This is a genomic window from Polyangium spumosum, assembly GCF_009649845.1.
Taxonomy (GTDB): domain Bacteria; phylum Myxococcota_A; class Polyangia; order Polyangiales; family Polyangiaceae; genus Polyangium; species Polyangium spumosum.
The window spans coordinates 57280-82540 of sequence record NZ_WJIE01000006.1 but is presented as its reverse complement, the minus strand read 5'-3'; the positions used below and the strand labels follow the sequence as shown (position 1 = coordinate 82540).

22 protein-coding genes and 2 tRNA genes are annotated in these 25261 nt (G+C 69.6%); 13 read left to right on the top strand and 11 right to left on the bottom strand.

Going from position 1 to position 25261, the window contains the following annotated elements; translation table 11 throughout:
• Positions 1-29: 29 nt before the first annotated feature.
• From GF068_RS21275 to GF068_RS21265, 3 genes are all read right to left on the bottom strand, one after another.
• A complete protein-coding gene (locus GF068_RS21275) occupies positions 30-935 on the bottom strand; it encodes a universal stress protein (RefSeq protein WP_153821284.1) in 906 nt (301 codons plus the stop codon).
• On the bottom strand, positions 932-3781 hold the full coding sequence (locus tag GF068_RS21270) for a glycoside hydrolase family 65 protein (protein WP_153821283.1): 2850 nt from the start codon (positions 3779-3781) through the stop codon (positions 932-934). Before GF068_RS21270 ends, GF068_RS21275 begins: the two co-directional genes overlap by 4 nt.
• A 90-nt stretch (positions 3782-3871) precedes the next feature.
• On the bottom strand, positions 3872-4285 hold the full coding sequence (locus GF068_RS21265; RefSeq protein WP_153821282.1) for a response regulator: 414 nt from the start codon (positions 4283-4285) through the stop codon (positions 3872-3874).
• A 236-nt stretch (positions 4286-4521) separates the two neighbouring features.
• Between GF068_RS21265 and GF068_RS21260 the strand changes: the two genes are divergently transcribed.
• Entirely contained in the window at positions 4522-5181 is a 660-nt protein-coding gene (locus tag GF068_RS21260) for a response regulator (RefSeq protein WP_153821281.1), read from the top strand.
• A gap of 69 nt (positions 5182-5250) precedes the next feature.
• Here GF068_RS21260 and GF068_RS21255 read toward each other — a convergent pair whose 3' ends face one another.
• Positions 5251-5736, bottom strand: coding sequence for a pentapeptide repeat-containing protein (locus GF068_RS21255; protein WP_153821280.1), 486 nt, complete (start codon positions 5734-5736; stop codon positions 5251-5253).
• A gap of 62 nt (positions 5737-5798) precedes the next feature.
• Between GF068_RS21255 and GF068_RS21250 the strand changes: the two genes are divergently transcribed.
• The 3 genes from GF068_RS21250 (at position 5799) to GF068_RS21240 (ending at position 8026) form a co-directional block, all read left to right on the top strand.
• A complete protein-coding gene (locus GF068_RS21250) occupies positions 5799-6635 on the top strand; it encodes an alpha/beta fold hydrolase (protein WP_153821279.1) in 837 nt (278 codons plus the stop codon).
• 42 nt (positions 6636-6677) lie between these two features.
• A complete protein-coding gene (gene xth, locus GF068_RS21245; protein ID WP_153821278.1) occupies positions 6678-7463 on the top strand; it encodes an exodeoxyribonuclease III in 786 nt (261 codons plus the stop codon).
• A gap of 119 nt (positions 7464-7582) precedes the next feature.
• Positions 7583-8026 (top strand): hypothetical protein, encoded by a 444-nt coding sequence (locus tag GF068_RS21240; RefSeq protein ID WP_153821277.1) that lies wholly within the window; start codon positions 7583-7585, stop codon positions 8024-8026.
• Positions 8027-8030: 4 nt separating this feature from the next.
• Here GF068_RS21240 and GF068_RS21235 read toward each other — a convergent pair whose 3' ends face one another.
• Complete coding sequence (locus GF068_RS21235; RefSeq protein ID WP_170319599.1) at positions 8031-8966, bottom strand: penicillin-insensitive murein endopeptidase; 936 nt, start codon at positions 8964-8966, stop codon at positions 8031-8033.
• A gap of 185 nt (positions 8967-9151) precedes the next feature.
• Here GF068_RS21235 and GF068_RS21230 point away from each other — a divergent pair.
• From GF068_RS21230 to GF068_RS21220, 3 genes are all read left to right on the top strand, one after another.
• A tRNA-Arg gene (locus GF068_RS21230) sits at positions 9152-9225 on the top strand.
• A 64-nt stretch (positions 9226-9289) separates the two neighbouring features.
• Positions 9290-9362: transfer RNA gene (locus GF068_RS21225), tRNA-Lys, on the top strand.
• Between the two features lie 139 nt (positions 9363-9501).
• On the top strand, positions 9502-10080 hold the full coding sequence (locus GF068_RS21220) for a hypothetical protein (protein ID WP_153821275.1): 579 nt from the start codon (positions 9502-9504) through the stop codon (positions 10078-10080).
• Positions 10081-10099: 19 nt separating this feature from the next.
• On the opposite strand, the gene GF068_RS21215 is transcribed toward GF068_RS21220, so the two are convergent.
• The 3 genes from GF068_RS21215 to abc-f form a co-directional block, all read right to left on the bottom strand.
• Positions 10100-11530, bottom strand: a complete 1431-nt coding sequence (locus GF068_RS21215; protein WP_153821274.1) for a hypothetical protein — start codon at positions 11528-11530, stop codon at positions 10100-10102.
• 128 nt (positions 11531-11658) lie between these two features.
• Entirely contained in the window at positions 11659-13098 is a 1440-nt protein-coding gene (locus GF068_RS21210; RefSeq protein WP_153821273.1) for a hypothetical protein, read from the bottom strand.
• A 49-nt stretch (positions 13099-13147) separates the two neighbouring features.
• Positions 13148-15079 (bottom strand): ribosomal protection-like ABC-F family protein, encoded by a 1932-nt coding sequence (gene abc-f, locus GF068_RS21205; RefSeq protein ID WP_153821272.1) that lies wholly within the window; start codon positions 15077-15079, stop codon positions 13148-13150.
• A 42-nt stretch (positions 15080-15121) separates the two neighbouring features.
• Between abc-f and GF068_RS21200 the strand changes: the two genes are divergently transcribed.
• Positions 15122-15730, top strand: coding sequence for a hypothetical protein (locus GF068_RS21200; RefSeq protein ID WP_206079511.1), 609 nt, complete (start codon positions 15122-15124; stop codon positions 15728-15730).
• Here GF068_RS21200 and GF068_RS21195 read toward each other — a convergent pair.
• Both GF068_RS21195 and GF068_RS21190 read right to left on the bottom strand, forming a co-directional pair.
• Positions 15727-16290 (bottom strand): hypothetical protein, encoded by a 564-nt coding sequence (locus tag GF068_RS21195; RefSeq protein ID WP_153821271.1) that lies wholly within the window; start codon positions 16288-16290, stop codon positions 15727-15729. The two genes, GF068_RS21200 and GF068_RS21195, sit on opposite strands and share 4 nt — an antisense overlap.
• Positions 16287-16934 carry a hypothetical protein gene (locus GF068_RS21190; RefSeq protein WP_153821270.1) on the bottom strand — a complete coding sequence of 216 codons (648 nt, stop codon included), beginning with the start codon at positions 16932-16934 and terminating at the stop codon, positions 16287-16289. Before GF068_RS21190 ends, GF068_RS21195 begins: the two co-directional genes overlap by 4 nt.
• A 193-nt stretch (positions 16935-17127) precedes the next feature.
• Between GF068_RS21190 and GF068_RS21185 the strand changes: the two genes are divergently transcribed.
• Positions 17128-17700: a Uma2 family endonuclease gene (locus tag GF068_RS21185; RefSeq protein ID WP_153821269.1), complete on the top strand. Its 573-nt coding sequence runs from the start codon at positions 17128-17130 to the stop codon at positions 17698-17700.
• Positions 17701-17724: 24 nt separating this feature from the next.
• Positions 17725-18336 carry a Uma2 family endonuclease gene (locus GF068_RS21180; protein WP_240807179.1) on the top strand — a complete coding sequence of 204 codons (612 nt, stop codon included), beginning with the start codon at positions 17725-17727 and terminating at the stop codon, positions 18334-18336.
• Between the two features lie 6 nt (positions 18337-18342).
• Here GF068_RS21180 and GF068_RS21175 read toward each other — a convergent pair whose 3' ends face one another.
• Positions 18343-19122, bottom strand: coding sequence for a hypothetical protein (locus GF068_RS21175; RefSeq protein WP_153821268.1), 780 nt, complete (start codon positions 19120-19122; stop codon positions 18343-18345).
• Between the two features lie 112 nt (positions 19123-19234).
• Between GF068_RS21175 and GF068_RS21170 the strand changes: the two genes are divergently transcribed.
• The 3 genes from GF068_RS21170 to GF068_RS21160 all read left to right on the top strand — a co-directional run bounded on the left by GF068_RS21170 (position 19235) and on the right by GF068_RS21160 (position 25258).
• Positions 19235-22141 (top strand): aldo/keto reductase, encoded by a 2907-nt coding sequence (locus GF068_RS21170; RefSeq protein WP_170319598.1) that lies wholly within the window; start codon positions 19235-19237, stop codon positions 22139-22141.
• Positions 22142-22638: 497 nt separating this feature from the next.
• Positions 22639-23739 (top strand): Rpn family recombination-promoting nuclease/putative transposase, encoded by a 1101-nt coding sequence (locus tag GF068_RS21165; RefSeq protein WP_153821266.1) that lies wholly within the window; start codon positions 22639-22641, stop codon positions 23737-23739.
• A 76-nt stretch (positions 23740-23815) separates the two neighbouring features.
• On the top strand, positions 23816-25258 hold the full coding sequence (locus tag GF068_RS21160; protein ID WP_153821265.1) for a reverse transcriptase family protein: 1443 nt from the start codon (positions 23816-23818) through the stop codon (positions 25256-25258).
• Positions 25259-25261 lie beyond the last annotated feature (3 nt).

Below are 25261 nucleotides of genomic sequence, written 5' to 3'. Positions count from 1 at the left end.
GGATGCACCGGACCCGAGCGGGGACGCGCTCAGCGACGCAGGACGAGCACGGGGCAGGGGGCCCCACGGAGCACGCGCCGGAAGACCGCCCCGTGCTCCTCGCTCGCGAGCCCGTGCCACACGAGCACGGCGAGGTCCGAGCCGAGCAGCCCGGCGAAGCGGAGGATCTCGTCCGCCGGGTCGCCGGCGCCGAGGAAGAAGCGCGTGGGCACGTCGGTCGGGCAGTGGCCGAGCGTGTTCATGAAGCGGTGCACGAACTCGGCCGAGAACGCGGGCCACTCGTGATGCGGCTGGTCCACGTACTGCGGGGCGGCCATCGCGCCCGGCTCGGCCTGCGGGAGGTGCTGCGCCTCGCCCACGAGCACGATGTCGAGCGACGCGCCCGCCCGACGCGCGAGGTCCCCCGCCGGCCCGAGCGCGCTCGCCGTACGCGGCGTCCCGTCGAGGGGCACGAGGATCCGCGCGAGCGCGAGCCGCTCCTCCGGCCGCACCACGATCACCGGCGCGTGCGACCGCTCGAGCGTGTGCGCGGCGAGCTCGCCGACGCCGAGCCCGTCCTTCGGCGCGCTCTCGGCCCCCACGATCACGAACGCCGTCGGGTGCGCCTCCGTGGAGGCCACGATCCTCTCCGCGGGGTCTCCCGCCTCCACGTCGAGCACCACGCCGTCGAGCGCGTGCGGCGGCAGCCCGCAGCGCCGTGACAGCTCGCTCGGCGCGACCTTCGCCTCGCAGACGAGGATCCCGTGCAGCGGCTCCTCGAGTGTCCTCGCCACGAGCCGCCCCATCGCGATCGCCGCCGTCGACGCCGCGGGATCCCCTTCGTGCAGGGCGACGAGCACCCGCTCCCGCTTCGGCCGCGCCTCGCTGCGCGGCCCCTCCTCGTCGCCTCGTTCGAGGCTCGGGGACGTTCCTTCTGCGAGACCCGCCGGCTTCATGGCTCGATCTCCTCCCAGGCCAAAAACCCGTCCTGTTCACGCCGCGCCGCGTAGGCTCTCCCTGGCTCGGCGCGCACCGTGCGCGCGGCGCCCTCCCTGCCGTTCACGGCGAGCCCGATCGGCGCCGTCCCGTCGACCACGTGCACCTCCACCGCGCCCGGCAGGGCGTGCACCAGGAGCGAGCGCCCGCGGAGCTGCATCGGCAACGACACGCGCCGCATCCCTGGCAAGAGCGTCGGCTCGACGATCAACGTCTCGGGGTCGCTCGGCGTGGTCCGCAGGCCCGCCACGCCGAAGGCCACGGCTTGCCACAGGCTCCCGAGCCCCGCCGCGTGCACCCCGCCCGCGGCGTTGCCCATGTTGTTGCCGAGGTCGATCGACGCCGTCTGCTCGAGGTACCGCGCGGCCGTCTCGAGCAGCCCGAGCCGCGCCGCCACGAGCGCGTGGATGCCCGGCGAGAGCGAGCTGCCGTGCGCGGTGCGTGGCTCGTAGTAGAGAAAGTTCTCCCGTCGCTCGTCCGGGGAGAACTCGTCCCACAAGAGCGCGAGGAGCTGCACCACGTCGGCCTGCTTGACCACCTGCGAGCGCCGCGTCCGCTCGCGCCCGAGCAGCACGTCGATCGGCACCGTGCGCGGCGAGTACGCCGCCACGTCCACGTATTCGAGACCGAAGAACCCCTTGTGTTGCTCGAGCAGCCCCGTGCGCGGGTCCCGGCCGAGGTACATCCGCGCGGCGACCTCCTCCCAGCGCTGGATCTCCTCCGGCGTCACGCCGAGCGCGACCGCCTTCGCGCGGCCGATCCCGCGCGCGACGGCGATGGCGTACCGCAGGTTCTGCCGCGCCATCCAGTTCGTGAAGGCGTTGTCGTCCACGCTCTCGTGGTACTCGTCGGGCCCGATCACCCGGTCGATGTGGAACTGGCCGTCGGCCTTGAACGAGCCACGTGTCACCCAGAAGCGCGCGGTCTCGATCAGGATCTCCGCGCCCTCCTCCCGCAGGATCCGCTCGTCGCCCGTGCTCCTCGCGTACGCCCAGAGCGCGTAGGCCACGTCGGCGCTGATGTGGTGCTCCTCGAACCCCGACAGGATCGGGATCACCTCGCCGATCGGGCTGCGCACGAACTCCGGCGTGGTCTCGTCGCCCGTGTCCGCCGACTCCCACGCGTAGAGCGCGCCCTCGTAGCCGAGCTTCTTCGCCTTGCGCCGCGCCCCGTCGAGCGTGAGGTGCCGGTAGAGCAAGAGCGTCCGCGCCGCCTCGGGCCACGTGTGCACGTAGAACGGCACCATGAAGATCTCCGTGTCCCAGAAGACGTGACCTCGGTACGCCTCACCCGAGAGCGCGCGCGCCCCGATCGAGCAGCGCGGATCGTTCGGATGCACCGTGGCGATCAGGTGGTAGAGCGCGAACCGGAGCGCTCGCTCGATCCGCGGCGCCCCGTCGATCTCCACGTCCGACTGCTTCCACCGCGCCTGCCACGCCGTCACGTGATCCCCGAGCAGCGCGTCGAACGCCGTCGTCGCCGCCTCCCGCTCGAGCAGCTCCACCCGCTGCACGGGTGTTGTTCCGTCGCGTGACGTGAACAGCCCGACCACCCGGTGCAGCACGCTCGCCTCGCCGAGCTGCACGTGCAGCGTGCACCGCTCCATCGCCGACACGGGCCCGAGCTGCCGATCACAACGCATCTGCATCGAGCCCGGATCGGCCGACGTCGTGCGCGAAGCCAGCGCGAGCTCGAGCCCTCCGTGCGTCCTTCCCACGAGGATCGGCCCCACGTGCCCGTGGCGTGGTTCGAACGAGGCCCAGTGGGACGACCCGCTCCCGCTCTTCACGTCGCCCGACAGGACCGCGTCCACGACCACCGTGCCCGAGAAATTTTGCGGCACGATCTCCACGCCCTCCAGCAAGAGATGCCGGTTCGAAAGCGACGCAAGGTGCACCGTCCGGATCCGCGTCGTGTGCCCGCCCGGCCCCGTGGCGATCCCCTCGCGCAGCAAGAGCCCGCGCCGCATGTCGAGCGTCCGGTGGTGCCGCTCCATCGAGGTCGTCGTCTCCACCGCGAAGAGCTCCCCCTCCACCGTGAACCGCAGGCGCCCCCAGTCCGGCGCGATCACGAGCTCCGGCACCGGCGACACGTCCGACGACGGCTCGAACGCTCCCGCGAGGAACGTCGCCGGCCGCGACACGCTGCTGCCCTCCGCGAGCGAGCCGCGCATCCCGAGGTAGCCGTTCGCGATCGTGAGCAGCGACTCGATCTCGTGCTCCCGCGCCACGTCGAAGCCGCTCTCCACGATGGCCCACGTCGGGTCCCGCGGCGGCGCGAACGGCCCCATCTGCGCCTCCAGGTCGAGCTCTCGTTGCAACACGTCCGCGATCACGCTCGGCCCGAACGTCTCCTCCACGACGAGCACGTCCTCCGCGTCGATCCCGAGCGGCGCTGCGACCTCGCGCAGGAAAAACGCGAGCACGTCCTCCGCCCCCGCGTCCGGCTTCGCGAGCGCGACCGGCCGGCCGCGGTGATCGAAGCCGAAGACGTGCTGACCGCCTGCCGTCGCGAGGTGGAGCCGCCTTCGGGGCTCGCGCTCGATCGCGCCCTCGATCGCCGGCAGCGCGGCCTCGAGGCTCGCCCCCGTCACCATCAGGATCCGCGCCCCGCGCGCGAGCAGCGTGTTCGCGAGGCCGAGGGCGCGTGACGACTCGGCTGCGCGCTCGGCGGATCCGCGCAGCTCCCCGTGCAGGACGAGGAGCCGGGCGAGGTGATGCTGCTCGGCCGGCGTGGACGTCGTGACGAACCGGGGCGAGCGGCCGGACGCGGGCTCTCGGATCGTGGCGGTGGCGGTGGACGTCATGGGCCTCGACGATCGAGCGAGGACCGTGCCGTCGCCGCTGCCTCCGCGGCGCACGGACGAGCGGACGAGAGCGCGAGAGCGCCGATCGTGTCAGGCGGCGAGCCGTTGCAGCTCGTCGAGCAACTTTTCGAGGTCGAACGGTTTTCGGATCATCGCGCGGACCCGCCGGACGGGCACGTCCAGGCGTGACTCGTTCATCGCGGAGAGCACCATCACGGGCACGTCGATCCCTGCGCGATCGAGGGCTTCGAGGAAGGCGTCGCCTTTCATCTCGGGCATGAGGTAATCGAGGAGGATCACGTCGGGCCGCGCGCCTGCTTCCAGCCGCGCGAGCGCCTTGCTCGCCACGGTGTGCGCTTCGACCTCGTAGCCCTCCTCGCGCAGCAAATCCGACAACGCTTCGACCAGGGCGTCATCGTCATCCACGATAAAAACCGAAGGACCGGAGTTCTTGTCGTCGGGGCTACGGGGTGGCGCGGCCGGCGCGTTCGGACTCGGGCTCATGGGTCCCTTCCATCGAGCAGGATCCCCGCGTCGTCGAGCCTCCGGACCTCTTGCCGCCGCCGTCCGATCGATACATACGTTGGGGACGGCTGGTGCGGGGGGGAAGCCCGTTTGTCCAGGTTGAATCGGGTGGGGTAGGGACTTTCCGTAGGGCGTGTTCCGCGTGCGCCCGACCACAGCCGCACTTGACGCGCGAGTCAGGCTGAGGCCCAATTCGATGAAGGGCGGTCCTTGTCATGTCGGACACGAACAACAGCATCCGCGTTTACCTCATCGATGATCACCCCGTCTTGCGCGAGGGTTTCGCCAAAGCGCTGGAAGCAGAGCCGGGGATGACCGTCGTCGGGCAAGCGGGCACGGCTGCCGATGCGCTCCGGGAAGTGCAGTCGATCAAGCCTGAAGTCGTGCTGGTCGACCTGAACATTCCCGATCGCGACGGCATCGAGCTGCTCGCAGCCCTTCGCGTTCAAGTGCCCACCGCAAAGCTGCTCGTCCTGAGCTGCTACGACGACGAATTCCGTGTCGCCGAGGCGCTTCGCGCCGGCGCGCAGGGGTATCTCGTCAAGACCAGCGAGCTCGCCGAGGTCATCGACGGCATTCGGCGCATCGCGAGCGGCGGCGCGCCGCTGAGCCAGCGCATCGCGGGCGCCGTCGTGCGCGCGATGCGCAAACCTGCGCCCGAGGGCACCGGCGGCCTCGACGCGCTCACGCCGCGCGAGCGGCAGGTCCTGCGCCTGCTCGCCGCGGGCATCTCCACCCGCGAGACGGCCGCGCGCCTCACGATCAGCCCCAAGACCGTCGAGACGCATCGCGTGCGCATCTACGCGAAGCTCGGCTGCAAGAGCGCCGTCGAGCTCACGCGGATCGCGGTCCGCACGGGCCTGATCGAGGCCTAGCCCCCGCCTCCGCGTGGCCTGATCCATCGGTCTGGCCGAACCATCCCCTCCCACCCTTCGAAAACTCGATCAGCCGTCGCGCTGCGGCGCGCTGGATCGTTTGTGCTCCAAGAGCAGATCGATCCGCACGCCGTCGATCGTCAGGCCCTCGATCGAGCAGTTCGTGATCGTCACGCCGGCGAGGTTCACGTCGTCGATCGTCGCGCCTTCGAACGACGCATTGTGGATCTTCGCGTTCGTGAAGGTCACGTCGTCGAACCGTACGTGCTCAAACGACACGTTCTTCACGCTCGCCTGCGCGAAGCTCGCGTCGTCGAGTTCGGTTTTCTCGAAGGATGCGTTGTGGATCTTCGCTTTCGCGAAACTGACGTCGTCGAACGTCGCGCCTTCGAACGACACGTCGTGCACCTTCGCCTCGGCCATCGTCACGTCGTCGAGTTCGATTTTTTCGAACGACTCGTTCGAGACCTTCGTCGGCAACGTCGGTGTCTTTCCGGACCTGGCTCCGGCCGACTTCGCACGGCCACTCGGCTTCGATCGTTCCTTCTTCGCCATGCGCACATGCTACCCCTCTTCGTCGCCTCGGGCTTCACCCGTAGGGCCGGACCAGGGACGTCATGCACGCGCACGCTCCGCTTCCACACCACGCCGTCGTCACCGCTCCCGGCGCCGCGCCTTCGCGATGCATGCTCGTGCTGCACGGCATCTTCGGCTCCGGCGGCAACTTCCGCACGTTCGCTCGTGCGCTCGCCGCGGCCTGCCCCGATTGGGCCTTCGTCCTCGTCGACCTGCGCGCGCACGGCCTCTCGACCGAGCTCCCGCCTCCTCACTCGCTTGCTGCTGCGGCTGACGATCTCGTCCGCCTCGGCGCCGCGCTCACGCTGCCCGTCCGTGGCGTGATGGGTCACTCGTTCGGCGGGAAGGTGGCCCTCGCGTTCGCCGAGCGCAAGCGCGGTGAGCTCGACGCGCTCTGGGTGCTCGACTCGACCCCGAGCGCGCGCCCCGCCGGCATGGAGAACGTCGGCGCGGCGAAGGTCCTCGCCATGCTGGAGTCCCTGCCCGCGGAGCTGCCTTCTCGCGAGCGCTTCCTCGAGCTCGTCACCTCGCACGGCGTCTCCCGCGCCGAGGCCGACTGGCTCGCCATGAACGTGCGCCGTGATGGTGACGTCTTCCGCTTCCGCCTCGACCTCTCCGCCATCCGCGCCCTGCTCGTCGACTACTTCGCCCAAGACCTCTGGCGCGTCGTCGAGGCGCTCGACGGCCGCCGCCGCGCGGGCTTCGTCATCGGCGGCCGTTCGAACACGGTCGGCCCCGACGATCGCGCCCGCCTCCTCGCGCTCGCCGCGGAGGACCCGAGCCTCTCCGTCCACGTCCTGCCGAACGCCGACCACTGGGTGCACGTCGACGACCCCGAGGGCCTGCTCCGCATCCTCTCGGCCGCCCTCTGCGGCTGAGGCCTTCTCACGAGGGTTTTTCCGGGCTAGGGAGGTCGTGTCATGCGTATCGCCTCCTGGAACGTGAACTCGATCCGCGCTCGCCTCGAGCACCTCCGCACCTTCCTCGAGACTGCGAGCCCCGACGTGCTCTGCATGCAGGAGACCAAGGTCGAGGACGAAAAATTCCCCGAGGAGGCCCTCGGCGACGCCGGCTACCGCGTCGTCTTCTTCGGGCAGAAGACCTACAACGGCGTGGCCATCGCCGCGCGGTACGGCCTCGGCATCGAGGACGTGAAGAAGAACCTCGACGGCGACGAGGACGACGCCCCGCGGCGCCTGATCGCCGCGACGATCGAGGGCGTGCGTATCATCAACGTGTACGTGCCCAACGGGCAGGCCGTCGGCACCAAGCCCTTCGCCTACAAGCTCGCGTGGTTCGAGCGGCTCGGCCTCGACCTCGCCGCGCACCACAGGCCCGACGAGCCCTTGCTCATCTGCGGCGACTTCAACGTCGCCCCGACGAACCTCGACGTCCACGAGCCCAAGCGCTGGGAGGGCCAGGTCCTCTGCCACCCCGACGAGCGCGCGGCGCTCGGCAAGCTCTTCGCCTGGGGCCTCGTGGACGCCCTGCGCGACAAGCACCCCGACGAGAAGGTCTACTCCTGGTGGGACTACCGCATGGGCGCCTACCGCAAGAACCACGGCCTGCGCATCGACCTCGCGCTCGTCACGCCGCCGCTGCTCGCGCGGACGAAGGACGTGTGGGTCGACCGCAGCGTGCGGGAGCTCGAGCGCCCGAGTGACCACGCCCCCGTCCTGATCGACCTCGCCGAAAGTCAAGCCTGACTTCGGACGATCTCGGTCCGATCGGACAGGAAACGTCCTCCCTCGTATCGGACATATCCTGTCCGATCGCCCTCCATTTCGCCCCCGATCGAAGCGCGTGATTTGCTAGGTTTCCCCGCGTGATGCGGCTCAACCTGGATGGTTATTCGCTCGACCTTCCCCCCGACTGGTCCGGCCTCGAGGACGTGACCTACTCCGATCCGAGCACCCTGCCTCCGGTCGCGCTCGCGGCCGAAGGGGGCACGGGCCGGCTCATGGTGGCCGAGATGCTCTTCGACGACGACGACGACGAGCAACCCGGCAGCGAGCCCGCCGAGCTCGAAGCCCTCGCGCGCGCCTGGGGCAAACGCCGCCGTCTCGAGCCCCTCGAGCTCGGCACGCACAAACGGCCCGACGGCGTCGTCGCCACGGCCACCTACCTCGTGCGTGGTTGCTTCGTGCAGGTCTGGTTCCTGTCGAACGGCGACCGCGTGGTGCAAGCGAGCTACGTCTGCCCCTGGGACGAGCGCGATGACGAGGAGGCCGATCGCGAGGCGATCGTGCGCTCGCTCCGCTGGTCCTGAAGCTCTAGCCGTCCTTCTCGTTGCTCGGCGCCGCTTCCTTCTCTTCCTTGGCTTCCTTCGCTTTGCCTGCGTCTTCCTTCGGCGCCGCGTCCCCCTTCGGATCCTTGCTCTTCGCGCTCGCCCTGCCCTTGAGGTACGACTCCTCCACGCACGTCCCGCGCATCCTCTCGGGGCAGGCGATCCGCACGTGGAAGTGGTCGTCGTGCACGTCCGCGTCGGCGGGGCTCATCAGCGCCGAGGCTGCCTTCGTGTAGAGCTCCTTCGGCACGTTTTTTTTCGCTGCGTACTTGAGCAGCCGCGTCCGGAGGCCGTGCGAGACGAACAGGTACCGCACCTCGGTCTTTTTGTCGGTGATCAGCGCCTCGACGAACGCCCAGTTCCGCTCGTCGTCGAAGCGCACCACCTCGCCGCCGCGTGGCCGCCCGTCGCTGCCGAAGGCCACGAACCGGTGCGGGTTCACGTGTTTTCCCTTCGCGCTGATCATGTAGAAGCCGACGTCCGCGTCGCGCCCCGACTGATGCGAGTTGTGCCCGAGGAGCGGCCCGCCGTGTTTCGCCGACAGGTCGCCCACGTAGAGCACCGAACCCTTGTATTTCCCGCTCACCTTGGCCGCCGCGCGCCGCAGCACCCGCACGAGGTCCGGCAGCCCGTACGCGTGCCCGCCGCCGCGCACCTCGACCGACTTGCTCGAGGCGAGCTTGTGGGCTCCGTACAGCTTGCCCTTGTTCGGCGCCCCGACCGAGACTGCGCCCTTGGGCCGCTTCTTCTCCGGCTTCTTCTGGGCCTTCTTCGCGGGGACCTTGATCTTCTTGCCCTTGTCCTTCGCCGGCGCGGCCTTCGTGGCCTTCTCGCCGGGGGCGGCCTCGGCGGCGCGCGGGCCTGCCGCGACGAGCGCGAGGGCGAGGGCGAGGGGCGCGGCGATCCGGGCGAGCAAGCGCATGATGACGCGGACGTTAGCGCGCCCGTCGCGCCGAGGGGAGGGGAGCCGACGGCCGATCGTGGGGTTTTGGGCAGTCGCAAGCTCGTGAAACTGCCCACAACAAAAAAGAACGAACCATGTGCTTGACATGGGTCATCGGGACGGGTAGAAGCCTCGACGCGTCGCTACCGAGGGCGTCGCAAGCTGCGCCCGTAGCTCAGCTGGATAGAGCGTCGGACTTCGAATCCGAAAGTCGCCCGTTCGAATCGGGCCGGGCGTACCGGGTTCCGAGCCGACTCTTCCAGGGGAGCTCGGGAGCCGTTGAAAACCAGAGCAGCAAATCCGGGCCATTAGCTCAATTGGTAGAGCAGTGGACTCTTAATCCATTGGCTGAAGGTTCAAGTCCTTCATGGCCCACCCGGATCCAGAACGAAACCAGAACGAAGAGGCCGGCGCGCTCCCCAGCGTGCCGGCTTTTCGTTTTTGTCTTCGAACGTTCCCGTGTGCCTTCCTGCTTGACGGCGCTCCTCGGGTTTGGTCTGGAAGAAGAGAGCTCATGGATTTTTATCGTGGCCTCCTCCTCGCGGGTACGTGGGCGATCGTGCTGGCCGGTTGTGGAGGCTCGGGGACACGAAGCAAGTACCCGCCTGGCCAACCGATCGCCCTCCTGGACGGGGCGGCGCATCTGGGGGACAACCGCGCCGGGAGTCAGAACTTCCCGAGCGGGATGGCCGCGGCTGCGCGCCTTTGCTCCCTCGTGAACGTGCCGGAGGCGATCGACGCCTTTCTGCAGGTCATCAACCTCCGGAACTCCGAGACGTTGAGCAACCAGATCACGGTGAACGGCAAGCCCTTCGCGCTGGGGATCACGCTCGAGCGGGACCCGTACGGGGTCACGCCGCTCTCCACGCAGACCTCGCCCGTCTTTCCCGTGCGCCTGGAGCGGGGGCCCTCGGAGGTTTGTCTCGTCGCGGGGAAAAAGACCAATGGCGACGTCGACGACATCGAGGTCGATCAGATCCTCCTCTTCGTGGAGGAGATCGACCCCGACGATGTCATCGTGCGTCGCGGATTGGGGCTCGGCGCGCCGCCTCCGAGCCTGCCTCCCAGCCGGCCGTGGGGCGGGATTCAGTAAGCGCTCGAGGAGGGCTGGCTCAGAACCACCGCCCGACGACCTTGTCCTTGCCCTTTTCCTTGCGGAGCACCTTCGACAGGTGCTCGAGCTCCAGCACCCAGAGCTCGGAGCTCTTCTTCAGCGCCTGCGTATCGGCGAGCTTCTTCTCCTCGTGCTTCTGCACGATCGTGTAGCCCTCGACCTTGTCTCCGACCTGGATCTTCACCCCCTCGGGCAGCTCCCCGAGCGTGAGGCGCACCGTCGTGTCGTGGATCTTCTTGCCCCACTGGCAGATCTCTCGATAGACGATCCGGCCATTCTGGATCGAGTGGATCTTGTTCGTCTCCACGCAATTGTAGGGGTATTCGTTCGAGCTGTTTTGCACGATCTCGAGCTCGGTCTTCCCGCCGTTCTGCGTGACCTTCTTGACCTCGCCGAACCCCCCGTAATAACCGAGCTTCGGGTGCCCCGCGATCTCGCCTTCGCCCTTGGCCACCGTCGAGATGTACACCTGCGAGAACTTGCCCGGCCGCACCTCCTCGATCGACTTGCGCGCCTCCTTCTCCCGCAGACCGTCGAGCTTCTTGCGTGTCTCCTCCGAGAACAGCGGCTTCACGTACTTCGCGCCCCGCTCCGTGTACGCGTTGCCCGCGGGCGCGCCCTTGAACTCCGGCGTCTTCGGCGTCCCGTACCCGGCCGCGCGAATGCAATAGAGGTCCCGCTCCGTCGTGGGGTCGAGCCGGGCGCGGACCTCGTCGCCGCGCGGCGCGCGGCCCTCGATCGCGTAGAGGTAATCGCGCCCCGTGGAATCGTAGGCTGCCTTCAGCGCGACGCGCAGGTCCCTCCGGAACCCGACGTTGTTCATCAGGTTGTCGAGGTACTGGTTGCTCGCCCGGGCATTCTTGTCGGCCATCTGCTCCAGGTCGAGCAGCGCCCCGATCCGCTTGTACGGGCTCGGGATCTTCGACGCCTGCTCGATCTCGGAGGCCCACTTCGTGTCGTTCGCGCGGAGCTCCTTGTCGAGCGCGGCGTAATCGGCGTGGCACTTCGCCAGCCACGTCCGGCGCGACGCCGCCACGATCAGCGCCTGGTACGTCTCGTCCGCCGTGTTGAACTTCTCGTCGTCGGACATCTTGTCCCAGCCGGTCAGCCAGGTCGGGTCCGGGTTCTTCAGCGTGCGGCGCGGGTTGAACTGGTAGATGTACCCGCCCTTGTCCTTGTAGTCCGTCACGCCGGCCTTCTTCTTGAAGGCATTCACGCACTCGGCGTTCTCGCAGGACGTGTAATCCCACGACTTGAACGTCGCGAGCACGGCCTTGCCGACCTCGTCCTCGTCGTACGGCAAGCCGCCGAGCGGCCCCACGCTCGGGGTCTCCGATCCGCCGCCCGACGTGTTCAGGCCCTCGAGGCCCGGGATGTTCGTGTTGACCTTGACGAGACCACAACCGGACGCGAGCAGTCCGGATGCCAACAAAACAGCGTATTTCTTCATTGTACCGGAGCGCTCTGCTATCACGACGACGAGGCTTCTGGCAAGCCAGCTCGTGGCCGCGGCGCGCCGGGACCGACCCGTACCCTTACGTCACCTGCGCTCGGCGCTCAGAACCAGTGCCCGCCGGGCTTTTGCTTGTTCTTGTGCTGGAGGTTCGACAGGTGGTGCAGCTCGAGCTCCCAGAGCTCGGTCTCCTTGATCAGCGACTTCGTGTTCACGGGCTTCTTCTGCTCGTGCTTCTTCACGAACGCGTAACCCGTGAGCCTGTCGCCGACCTGGATCGTCACCCCCTCGGGCAGCTCCCCGAGCGTGATCCGCGTCGTCTTCTCGCGCGTGTGCTTGCCGTGCTTGCAGATCTCCCGGTAGACGATCCGCCCATTTTGCACGCTGTGGATCCGGTTCGTCTCCACGCAATCGTAGGCAAATTCGGTCGTGTAGGTATAAAAGGCCTCGAGCTCGGTCTTGCTGCCGTTCTGCGTGACCTTCGTCACCTCGCTCGTCTCCGACATGTATCCGAGCTTCGGGTGCCCGGGCATCTCCTTTTCGCCCTTCGCGATGTCCTCGATGTACACCTTGTCGATGGAGACCGGGCGCACCTCGTCGTCGGACTTCTTCGCCTCCGCTTCGAGGAGGTCCGCGAATTTCTCGCGCGTCCCCTCGGGGAAAAGCGGCTTCACGAACTTCGCGCCTTTCTCCGTGTACGAGTTGCCGAAGGCCGCGCCGTCGAGCCCCGGCGTCCTCGCCGTCCCGCTCGTGGCGTAGTAGCAATACAGGTCCCGCTCCGTCGCGGCGTCGAGCCGCGCGCGGATCTTGTTCTTCGGCGAGCTCGGGCGCTCGATCGCGTACAGGTAATCGCGCCCCGTGGCCTCGTAGGCCTGCTTGATCGCGATGCGCAGGTCCCTCCGAAACCCGACGTAGTGCGTCAGTTTGTCGAGGTAGATGTCCTTCTCCGGGGCCGCCTTCTCGGCCTTCGCCTGCAGGCCGAGCAGCGCGCTGATGCGCCCGTACGGGTTCGGGATCTTCGACGCCTCCGCGATCTCCGTCGCCCATTTCGCGTCGTTCGCGCGCAGCTCCTTGTCGATCGCGGCGTAGTCCGCGTGGCACTTCGCCAGCCACGTCCTGCGCATCGCCGCCACGATCAGCGCCTCGTACGTGATGTCCGCCGTGTTCGAGTGCTCGTCCTCCGACAGCTCGTCCCAGCCCGTCAGCCACGTCGGGTCCGGGTTCTTCAGCGTCCGGCGCGGGTTGTACCGGTAGACGTACGTCTGTTTGTCCTGGTACTCCTTCACGCCCACCTGCTTCTGGAACTTGGGCACGCAATCGTTGCTGCGGCAGGACGTGTAATCCCACGATTTGAACGTCGCGAGCACGGCCTTCCCGGCCTCCTCCTCGTCGTACGGCAACGAGCCGAACGCCCCCACCTTCGCGGGGCCCGAATCGTCCCCCGCCAGGCCCTCCAGGCCCGGGATGCCCTGCACCTTGACGAGACCACATCCGGACGCGAGCAGCGCGGCGCCGGCGGAGACCAGGATCGCAAATGTTCTCATTGTGCCGGGGCGGCTGCTACCACGCGATCCCGGCCCTCGGCAAGGCGCGTCATCCGCCCTCGGCGAGCTCCTTCTCGATCGCCTCCCACTCCCCCATGAGGGCCTCGATCCTCGCGTCGAGCTCTTTTTGTCGCTGATCCAGCGCGGCCACGTCCTCCTTGCTCGTACGCTCGAAGAACCCCGGCTCGCAATATCGCGACTCGATGTCTCGTTTCTGCGACTCGGCCGCCTCGATCGACGCCACCACCTTGTCGCGCCTCGCCGGCAGCTCCTTCAGCCGATTGCGCTTCTTCTTTTGCTCCTCCCACGACGAGCCCGACGCCTGCGCCGCCGGCTCCTCGGCCTTTGCGCGTGACCTCGACGCCTTGTCCTTTTGCGCCACCGCGTCCGCGTCGAGGTGATCGTCGCCGCAGCGCGCGAGGTACTCCTCGTACGTGCCCGGGAAATCGTTCCGGCCGCCCGGCAAGACCTCCAGGATCCGCGTCGCGATCTTCGAGACGAACCACCGATCGTGCGAGACCAGGATCAGCGTCCCCTCGTAGGCGACGAGCGCCTCCGCGAGCGCCTCGATCGCCTCCACGTCGAGGTGGTTCGTCGGCTCGTCGAGCAGGAGCACGTTCGGCTCCTCCACGAGGATCCGGCAAAACAAGAGCCGCGCCGCCTCTCCGCCCGAGAGCAGCCCGACCTTCTTGTTCACGGCGTCCCCCGAGAAGAGCATCCGCCCGAGCCGCCCCCGCACCGCGCTCTCCGGCTCCGTCGGGCACGCCGCCTTCATGATCCCGAGCGGCGTCGCCTCCGGATCGTCGAGGATCTCGCGGTGATCCTGCGCGAAATACCCCACGCGTGTCTCGTGCCCCCAGCGCACCGTGCCCGCGTCCTCGTCGAGCTTGCCCGCGAGGATCTTCAGCAGCGTCGATTTGCCGATCCCGTTTGGCCCGATCACCGCCACCCGCTCGCCTCGCCGCACCACGAGCGAGACCGCCGTGAGCACCCGCTTCTCCCCGTACGATTTCGTGATCCCGGCGGCCTCGAGCACGTCGCGCCCGCTCGGGCGCCCCACCTCGAGCTTGAAGACCGGCGTCCGCCGCGACGTCTCCTCGAGCTCCGGCACCTCGATCTTCTCGATCTGCTTCAGCCGGCTCTGCGCCTGCTTCGCCTTCGACGCCTTGTACCGGAACCGGTCCACGTACGACTGCTTGTGCGCGATCACCTCCTCGATCCGCTCGATCTCCGCCTGCTGCCGCTCCCGCTCCTCGCGCTTCTCCTTCACGAACGCCGTGTAATTGCCGTGGTAGAGCGTCACCGTGCCGTAATCGATGTCGAGGATGTGCGTGGCCACGTTGTCGAGGAAGCGCTGATCGTGGGAGATCACGAGCACGCAGCCCTCGTGCGCGTTCAGGAATTTCTCGAGCCAGCGGATCGTCAGGATGTCGAGGTGGTTCGTCGGCTCGTCGAGCAAGAGCACGTCCGGCCCGCCCACGAGCACCTGCGCGAGGAGCACGCGTAACTTGAAGCCACCCGAGAGCGTCGCGAGTGGCCGCGCGTGTGCCTCCTCCGGGATGCCGAGCCCGACGAGGATCGACGTCGCCCGCGCCTTCAGCGTGTAGCCGTCGTGCGCCCGGATCACGTCGGCGAGCTCGGCGAGCTTGTGCGCGTCGCCCGCGCCCTCCTCCACGATCCGCTTCTCCTCTTCGAGCGCCTTCCAGACGAGCGCGTCGCCCATCATGGCGAGGTCGAGGATCTTCGCCTCGTCTTCGAGGAACCGATCCTGCCGGAGCACGCCCATCCGCGCGCCCTCGGGGATGTTGAACGAGCCCTCCGTCGCCGCCTCGTCGCCGGCCAGGATCTCGAGCAGCGTCGTCTTGCCCGACCCGTTCGCGCCGACGAGCCCGTAGCGCGACGACCGGTTGAGCTTCAGCGACACCTCCTCGAAGAGGGTCCGGTCTCCGTACGATTTGCAGAGGTTCGACGTGACGATCATCGGGGGAGCGATGGTATATCCTCCCCCAACCGAGGAGGCCACGTGCGCTTTCGAGAGCTCATCCAAGATCCCAGCGCCACCATCGACGCCATCGCCAGCTACCTCGACGGGCTCTCCGCCGAAGACAGGCTGTCGGAGACCCGCACCCTCTCGCGTGACGAGCAACGCAAGCTCTACCAGAGGGCCGAGAAGGCGGCGCTCATCACGCTCGACCACTTCGTCCCGGCGGACATGGAGAAACTCGCGCCGGTCCACCACGACGGCCGCAACACATTGCCCTTGCCATCGGGCCTCAAGCTCTTCCAGAAGCGGTTTTGCCGCCCCGAGGACGGCTCCGAGCGGCTCTTCGGCTACAACCAGTCGCCCTTCCTCGGCACGGTGGGCCCGGGCTTCTTCGTCGCGGTCCCGACGAAGGGCAAGCCGGCGTGGGAAGAGCGCGGCGGCGTCGTGATCGATTATTTCCAGGTCCCGGACGGCCCGGTCGCGGCGGGCTGGCCCAAGGTCATCCCGAACTCCAAGGGCCTGCAGATGTTCGTCTACAACGGGACCCGCGACTACATGCGCAAGGTCTCGAAGCACGTCTCGATCGGCGCCGCCTACAAGGGCGAGAAGGCCCTCGACCACTACTTCATCCTCTGCCGGGACCGTTAGCCGAGAGGGGCGAGGGGCAGGGAGGCTTCGAGCTCCACGAACGCCTCCCCCAGCCAATCGAGGAACTCCGCATTCCACGACGCCCCTTCCGGGTATTTCACGGCGATCTGCGCGGAGAGCTCCGCGTCCCACTGCTCGTAGGCCGCCCGCAACGCGCCGTGCGCCTGCCTCGCCCGCGCGGCGTTTGCCTCGCCCTTTCGCTCGCCTCCCTCGACGAACGTATCCTCGCAGAGGAAATAATTACACGTCGCCGGGCGCAGGCCTGGGCGGATCGTGCAGCCGAGGGCCCCGTGGAACACGCATTTGCGCTCCATCGGCTCGGTCTTCGCCTCGCGCCGCTTCACCCGCCGGATCACGAGCCCCCGCTCCGTCGGGATCAGCTCCTTCGCGGCGATCCGCGCGAGGACAAAATCCCGCCCGCCTCCCGCGACGATACGCCCCACGTCCGACCAATCCACCTCGGGCGGCGCCTTGCAGCAGCCCGCCGGGCCCTGGGGGCATTTCGCGCAGAGGGTCGAGAGGAGCTGGGTATGCGGGCCGAGGACCTCCAGCCGGATCATCGTGCCGCGAGGCGGGACGCGAGCGCCGAGCGGACCGAGCGGCCCACGGCGTTCGCGTTTTTCTGGAGCTCCTCGGGTATCCAATAATGCAGGACGCGCCCGAGCGCCTCCGTGCTCGAACGGACGAACGCCATTCCGCCCGTCTCCGCTCGCTCGGCGCTCTGCGGGAGACAAAGCTTGCACAGGCACGGCAAGGGCCCGATCGTATCGTGTTTCGTCACGTTCACGGCCGGCGCCACGCCCGAGCAAAAGGCCTGGCCGAGCAGCAGCGCGGCCGAGGGCGCGTCGAGCACGCGTGGCGTCTGGAGCGACATCCCGAGCGTACCCGGCGCCGCGTTGATGCCTTTTCCATTGGCGAAGCGCAGGCGCGGCACGAGCGAGGTGATGTCGCTGATCGCCACGCGGTTGCGCCCGCTGCGCCATCCCTTGCCGGTGTTCTGCGGGTTCTCGAGCACGGCGACGAGCCAGAGCGTGTCCGACGGCGGCCGGACCGTGACCATGAAGATCCGCCCTCCCGCGGCGAGCGGGGCGAGGCCCTTGCTCTGGCTATGGTAGGTGTCGATGGGCCAGACCTTGCCCGGCTTGCGCCCGCCCGCTTCTTTCTCGAACACGGCCTTGCTGACGATGGCGAGGACGTCCGGCATGGACGCGACTCTACCAGAACCGGCGGGGAACGTCAGGGGGCGCGCCGCGGAGCCGTCCGTCAAACGACGGGCGTGTTCGTGGCGACCGCGAAGGCGTCCGTCGTACGACGGGCGCGTCCGTGGCGACCGCGAAGGCGTTTCCCACGCTCCTTGGCGGCTTGCGGCGCGTCCCGGGCTCGGGCAACCTCGCGGCATGTCCGAGGGAGCGCGGATACGTGCGACGTACGAGGACCTCCTTTCGCTCCCGCCGAACGTGAAGGGGGAGATCCTGGATGGGGTGCTCTACACGCAGCCGAAGCCGCGGTTTCGGCACATGCGGACCGCGACGATCCTCGGCGGCAACCTCAGCAGCCCCTTCGACAGCGGCTGGACTGGCCCGGGTGGCTGGTGGATCGTCGTCGAGCCGGGCATCGAGCTACCCGACTCGCCCGAGGTGTCTCCGGACATCGCTGGCTGGCGCCGTGAGCGGATGCCCGAACCCCCGGAGGACGTTCCCATCACGATCGTGCCCGACTGGGTCTGCGAGATCTTTTCGCCGAGTACCCGCAACTACGATCAACGGGTCAAGAAACCATTCTATGCCAAACACGGCGTTTCGTATCTGTGGTTCATCGACCCCGAGGCGCGTCTGCTGACCGCGCACCGCCTGGTGAATGGCCGCTTCCAGGAGATCGGCATCTGGGGAGACGACGACCACGCGCGGATCGAGCCGTTCGATTCGGTCGAACTGTCGCTCTCTGCGATCTGGATACCGGCGAAGGACTGACCTCAGCGGCGCATCTCCTCCGGCTTGCGCCCGGAGTCATTCTGGGACAAACTCGTCTTCATGAACGAGCCCACGGGCAAACCTGCGACGTACGAGGACCTCTGCGCGCTTCCGCCGAACGTCATGGGTGAAATCCTGGACGGTGTGCTCTACACGCAGCCGCGGGGGCAGCGGTGCCCGCAAGCGCACGCGGTGTCCGTCCTCATCAGGCGCCTCTACAGGCCCTTCTACCGCGAGATCGACGGCCCGGGGGGATGGTGGGTCTACTTCAAGTGCCCCTTCGAGTTGCCCGGTTCGCCCGAGGTCGTCCCGCGACTCGTGGGCTGGCGCCGCGAACGGTTGCCGCATCTTCCCTCGGACGAATCGATCAAGGTCGTGCCCGACTGGGTCGCCGAGGTTCTTTCACCGGCCACGCGTGACTACAACCTCCGCATCAAGCGGCCGTTTTACGCGAAACACGGCATTCCCTGGATGTGGATCGTCGACCCGGAGACCCGCGTGCTCGTGGCGAGCCGCCTGGAGCACGGCCGCTGGTTCGAGGTCGGCACGTGGCGGGAGGACGATCGGGCACGCATCGCGCCGTTCGACGCGATCGAGCTCGACCTGTCCGACCTGTGGTTTCCCCCGAAGGATTGACCTCTCTCAGCCGCCCGTCGGCGACCCCTGCGGCTCCGTCCCCGGAGGCTCCGCCCCTTCCTCCTCCCCGCGCATCTTCCGCTGCGTCGGCCGCACCTTCTCCGCGAGATCGCCATACCCGGCCAGCCGATACAGCCCCTCCAGCGCCGTCGCCGTCCCCTGGTACACGTCCGACCACGCCGCCGCCGCCCGGTCCCGCGCCGCGAACGCCGTCTCGAGCTCCCGCGCCTCGCGGTCGTCGTCCCCCACGGCCGCCTCGAGCTGATTGCATTGGTTCACGACCGATTGCAGCGCCGCGCTCGTGTCGAACGTCGAGCCGAGCGGCGAGGTCACGACGGCCGGGTGCTCGCCGAGCAGCCGCGCCACCGTCTTCGCGTATTGCAAGAGCTTCGCCGGCACGCGCGGCGATTCGGTCGAGAGCCCGTACGTCGTGACCGCCTTCTCACCCATGTGGTCCTCGATCGTCCGGCGCAAGAGCCCGAGCAGCGCCGCGAGCGCCGTCGCCGCGCCGTCGCGCGAGGTGCGCACGGGGCCGTCGTCGGCCCGCTCCGCCGCGAGGTCCTCCTCGGCCTTGCCGAGCTCCGTGGCCGCCCGCGCGAGGCCGTCGCCCATCGCGCTGAAGACCGCAAGGTACGCCGATTTCGTGGCCTTCGTCAGGGGCCCTTGGACCTTCTGCGCCTGCTCGGCGAGGATCGTGGAGACGGGTTCGGCGTGCGTGCGCGCGGAGGCGACGACCTTGTCGCTCACGCGGAGCTGATTCTGGACCTGTTCACCGAGTTTCGTCATTTGTATTCCCTCCTGCGGCGCACGGTACGCGGAAGCAGACGAGCTCGGCAAGCCGCAACCGCCCCGCCCCTTGACATCCGCCCCACTTTGCCGTCCCGCTCGTCCAGACCCCGTGGACCGCCCCCCGCAAGCCCTCCCCGCGCTCGTCCGCCTCCTCGACGAGGACCCCGACGCCCGGCGCGACGCCCTCGATACCCTCGACCCCCGCCCGCTGCCCGCCCGCTTCGCCCTGCGCCAGATCCTGCTCGGCGACGAGGACGCCGAGGCCCGCGCCGCCGCCGCCCAGAAGCTCGGCGAGCTCCGCAGCCGCCGCTTCGCCCCCGCCCTCGCCTGTGCCCTCCAAGACCCCATGCCCTCCGTGCGCGACCGCGCGTATCGCGGCCTCTGCCGCATGGAAGCCCGCGAGCTCTTGCCCCACGCCGCCCGCGCCCTCCGCCACGAGCCCGTCTGGTGGGTCCGCCGCTCCGCCGTCCGCGCCGCAGCCGCCGCCGGAGGCAAGGACGCGCTCCCGCTGCTCGTCGCCTCCCTCGCCGACCCGTTCTGGCGCGTCCGACACGCCGCCGTGCAGGCCCTCGTCGTCCTCGGCGAGGACGACCCCGAGGTGCGCGAGGCCGTCTCCCGCGCCGCCGCCGACGATCCCACGGGCACCGTCACCTCCGCCGCCACCTACCTCGCCGCCGCGTGGGCCGGCTCCGCCGCGCCCGCGCCCGCGGCCCCCGCTTCGCCGCCCCTCTCCCTCGCCGAAGGCCTCGCCGACGAGGACCCCGCCGTCGTCACCACGCGCCTCGAGAGCGCCGACCCCTCGCTCGTCCCCGCCGCCGCCCTCGTCGCCTGGCTCGGCGATCCCCACGCGCCCCTGCGCGCCCTCGCCCGCCGCCGCCTGCGCGAGCTCCGCGACCCCGACGCGTTGCGGCTCGCCCTGCGCTGGCTCGACGAGCCCCGCGTCCCCCACGCCGCCGCCGAGGTCCGCGCCGTGCTCGATCGCCTGGCCAACGGCGAAGACCTCCCGCTCGCCCGCCGCGTCCTCGCCGACGACACGCCTCCCCCCGGCGCGCTCGCCTGGGCCGCGGAGGTCGTCGCCGTGCGGGGAACCGACGACGACCTCGAGCGGGTGCGCGGCCTGGCGAAGGCCGGCCCGCCGGCACAGCGCGCCGCCGCCCTCGCCGGTTTGCTCCGGGACCCGCGCTCGCTGCCCGTCGTGCTCGCCGCGCTCGACGATCCGGACGAGGACGTCCGCGCCGCGGCCCTCGCCGGCTGGGAGAGGCGCCCCGGATCTCCGCGTGTCCTCGCCGCCTGGGCCGAGGCCCTGCTCGCCGCCCCCCGCGCCACCTCCTCCCCGCGCGAGCGCCGCGCCGTCGCCGAGGCCGCCGCCCTGCTCGGCGACGACCGCGTCCTCGCCCGCGCCGAGCGCGACCCCGACCCCTCGATCCGCGCCGTCGCCCTCGCCGCCCGTGTTTCCTCGGGTGACCTCCCGCCCGACGCCCGCGCCGCCGCCCTCGCCGACGACGACCCCTGGATCCGCGCCGCCGTCCTCGACCCGGTCGCGTCGCTCGCCGCCGCCGTCAGCGACCCCGACCCCTGGGTCCGCCGCCAGGCCGTGACCCTCGTCTTCCGCCATCACGACGCCCTGCCGCCCGAGGACGTGCACGCAGCGGCCCTCGCCTGCGCCCTCGCGCCCGATCCCTTCCTCCGCGCCCGCGCGGCGGACCTGCTCGCGCCCTCGGACGAGCTGCCGCGGGAATCCCTCCGCGCCCTGCTCCGCCTCTCCCAGGACCGCGCCCCCATGGTCCGCGCCGCCGCCGCGAGCGCCCTCGAAGCCACCCCCGGCCTCGAAGACCACCTCCTCGCCCTGCTCGACCCCCAAACCCCCGAGCCCGACGAGGCCGTCCGCACCTCGGCCTACACCTGGTTGCTCCGCGACGGCGACGACCGCGCCCTCGCCCGCCTCGCCGCGGCCCTCGCGCCCGGCGCCGAGGCGGCCCTCGTCAAGGCGCACCTCGAGGCCCTGACGCTCGTCCTGCCGGACGAAGCCTTCACGAAGCAGCCCTCCCTGCTCGCCCACCGCCCCGCGTCGCCCCCGCCGACCGAGCCGCCGCGCCGCCGCGCCGTCCCCCCGCGGCCCGAAGGTGTGCTCCTGCGCCCCCTCGGGACCACGGGCCTGCTCGTCTCGCCCCTCGTCGTCTCCGGCGCGCACGGCCTCGTCGCTTCGAGCTTCGCCGATGCCCGCGACGCCGGCGTCAACGCCTTCTTCTGGGAGCCTCGTTACCACGAGCTCACCCGCTTCTTGCGCTCGCGCCGCGCGGCCCGCGAGGGCCTCGTCCTCGTCGCGGGCACCTACCATTCCGGCCCCGAGGCCCTGCGCGCCGACGTCGAGCGCGCGCTCTCGCGCCTGCGGGTCGACTGGATCGACGTCTTCCTGCTCTTCTGGGTCCGCTCCCCCGAGCGCCTCTCGGACGCCGACCACGACGCCCTCGCGCGCCTGCGCGACGAAGGCAAGCTCCGCGCATTTGGCTTCTCCACCCACGACCGCGCGATCGCCGTCGAGGCCCTCCAGCGCCGCCCCTGGCCCGTGGTCATGACCCGCCACAGCGCCGCCCACCCCGGCGCCGAGGCCACGTTGCTGCCCGAGGCCCGCGCCCGCGGCACGGGCGTGCTCACCTTCACGGCCACCGCTTATGGCCGCCTGCTCCGCCCCGCGCCTCCCGACGAAACCAAACCCCCGAGCGCCCCCGATTGTTACCGCTACTCCCTCACCCAGCCTGGCGTGAGCGCTTGCCTCACGGCGCCGCGTAGCCACCGCGAGCTGCTCGAGAACCTCTCGGTCCTCTCTCGCCCGACCCTGCCCGAGGACGCCCTCCCTGGGCTGCGCGCCCACGGCGAGCGTGTCCGGGCCGAGACGCGGCGCTTCGACGCCCTCGTCCGCCGCGCGCCGGGTGGCCCGCGCGACCGGCTCCGGGCGCTGCTCGAAGAAGACGGCTCGCGCCCTGACGACGCTCTTCCGCCGGAGCCGAAGATGTGATTGGATCGTTCGGGCTCACGGGAGGCGCGAGCAGCCAGCTATCACCCCGCGATGTCACGTCGCGGCTGCGAACGACTCCCCATGGAGAATGAAGCGTCACGGGGACCGCCCCGCAGGGCTTTTCGTCCCCGTACGCCTCTGCCGAGCAGGTGGCGACGCCTCCCGTGAGCCCCTCCTTTGCGTGGAGGGCCTTCCCCGCGCGAGGAAAACGTGTTCCCCTGGGGACGGCTCCCAGGGACACGAGCAGCCAGCCATCACCCCGCGATGTCACGTCGCGGCTGCGACCTGTTCCCCATGAAGAACGAAGCGTCACGAGACCGCCCCGCGGGGCGATACGGCTTGCAGCCGTAGGTCTTGTGCACGCCTCTGCAGCGCAAGTGGCGCGGTCGCTGGGGGCCTTTTTGTTTTGAGGTTCCGGTCAGAAGTGTCCCGGAAAAACCGGTCACCTCCACGGGCTGGACGCGCGGGTTTTTCCTGGTACGGTCGTTTGTCGCCGCATGACCGACAACCCGCACGACGCGCTCTTTCAGTACGTCTTCTCCAAGCCGGAGCACGCGGCCGCCGCGCTCCGCGTGATGCTGCCGGCGGCGCTCGTCGAGAAGGTCGACTTCTCGACCCTCGCCCTTGCGCCCGGCCATTTCGTGGACCCGGAGCTCGACGGTCACCGCAGCGATCTCCTGTTCTCCGCCAGGATCGCGAACCGCGATGCGTTCATCTACGTGCTCTGGGAGCACCAGAGTTACGTCGACAGGTGGCTGCTCTTGCGGCTGCTCGAGTACATGGTGCGCATCTGGCGGTCGTATCGCGACGAGCACCCGCGCGCGAAGAGGTTGCCGGTGATCGTCCCGGTCGTCCTGCACCACAGCAAGACCGGATGGCGGGCGGCGCGGCGGTTCGAGGAGCTCGTGGACGTCGACGGTGTGGCCTCGGACGTGCTCGATCACGTCCCTCGGTTCGGCATCGTGCTGGACGACATCAGCCGCGTGGACGACGCGGAGCTGGCCGAGCGGGCGATGACGACGCTTGGTCGGTTGGTCCTGTACCTCCTCCGCCGCTCGCGCAGCCCGGAGGAGCTCTTCGCGGGGCTCGGCCGGTGGGCGGAGGCGCTCCGGCAGGTGCTGCAGGCGGCGGACGGGGCAGATGCGATGGCGGCGGTGATGGTGTATCTTCGGAAAGTCGGCAAACGAGACGAGGACGAGGTGGTCATGGCCGTGCGGAAAGCCGTGGGCGACAGCGTGTTCGACGAGATCTTCTACGCAGGCGATCGGCTCCGACAGCAGGGGTTCGAACAGGGGATCGAGCGCGGCATCGAGCGCGGCATCGAGCGCGGCATCGAGCGCGGCATCGAGCGCGGCAAACGCGAGGGCCTTCGCCACGCGCTCGTGCTGCAGATGAAGCTCCGCTTCGGCGAGCTGCCCGCCTCCGCCGAGGAGATCCTCGACGCGGCCACGATGGAGCAGCTCGACCGCATGACAGCGCTTGTCCTCACCGCCCCCACGCTCGCCGACGTCCTCGGCCAGGCCGCGCCCACCAAGCAGAAGCCCGCCGGCAAGAGCCCCACCCGCAAGCCTCCCCAGCGCCGCACCCGGAGCCGCTGAGCGCGCGGCCCCTCGCCCCGCGGCGCCTCCCTTCCCCCTTAAAAACCTCCCCCCATCCCTGGTAGGATGCGCCGCCATGAGCCTCGTCGGCCTCCTCCTCGAGCTTCGGCCCCTGCTCGCCGACCCCGACGCGAACTTCGATCGCGTCTCCGAGCTCCTCGAGCGCCACCAGGGCCTCGCCGAGTACGAGGTCGCGCGCTTCTACGCCGGCCGCGCCTTCGTCGGCCCCGTCGGCAGGCTGCTCGGCAGCGAGGACCCGCGCGAGCGGCTCCGCGGCGTTCGGCTCGTCCCGCTCCTCTTCGCGCGGGCGAACGCCGCGCAGCACCTCCGCCGCATGGTCAAGGACGCCGACAACGCCGTCGCGCATGCGGCGCGTGCGGCCGTCAGGACCCTCGGCCTCGCCGATGTCTCGCCGCCCGATCGGCGCGCCCCGGCCCCGCGGTTCCCGAGCCCCACCGCGCGCGGGGGCTGGAATCCCACGGGCTGGACCTTCGGCCTCTTCCGCAACCATTACGTCTTCCGCCGCGGCGCCGCCGCCACCACCAACGCCCCCCTCACGGCTCCCCCCAAGGCCGACGTCCCCGAGCTGAAGAGTCGAAACGACGTGGCCAAGCTCGTCGGCGTCAAAGCCTCTGCGCTCCCCTCCCTCATGCGCCCCGGCACCGGCAAGGGCAGCGGCTACGTCGAATTCGAGATCCCCAAGCGCACCGGCGGCCTGCGCAAGATCTCCGCGCCCCGCGTCCGCTTGAAGAACGTCCAGCGCGCCATCTTGCGCGAGGTCCTCGAAAAGCTCCCCACCCACCCCGCGGCCCACGGCTTCGTCGAGGAGCGCTCCACCGTCACCAATGCGACCCCCCACGTCGGCGCCTCCGTCGTCGTGCGTGTCGACATCGAGGACTTCTTCCCCACCGTCCATTATCGGCGCGTCCTCGGGTTCTTCATGCGGTATTACGACGAGAAGGTCGCCGCCGCCCTCGCGGGCCTCACGACGCACCGGAGCAAGCTCCCGGACGGCACCGTGGTCTGGCCTGGCGCATTGCCTCAGGGCGCGCCCACCTCGCCCGCCCTCGCGAACCTCGTCTGCCGCCGCCTCGACGCGCGCCTCGACGCCCTCGCCAGGAAGAGCGGCGCCACGTATACCCGGTATGCCGACGACCTCACCTTCTCCTTCCGCGACCCGCCTGCGCGGCTCGGCCGGTTCCTCTGGTGGGTCAACGGAATCCTCCAGCAGGAGGGTTTTGCGGAGAACGTCAAGAAGCGCCGCATCATGCGCAAGGGCGGTCGCCAGCGCGTGACGGGCCTCGTCGTCGCCGAGAAGCCCGCCATCCCGCGCGAGGATCGCCGCCGCTTCAAGGCCATCCTGGCCAATTGCCGCCGCCACGGCGTGGAGTCGCAGGCCCGCGGCAAACCCGACTTCCCGGCGTGGCTGCGCGGATATGCGGCCTACGTGCGGATGGTCCACCCCGAGCTCGGCGCAAAATGGCAGCGCGAGGTCGAGGAGATCCTGTTGAAGAAGTGAAAA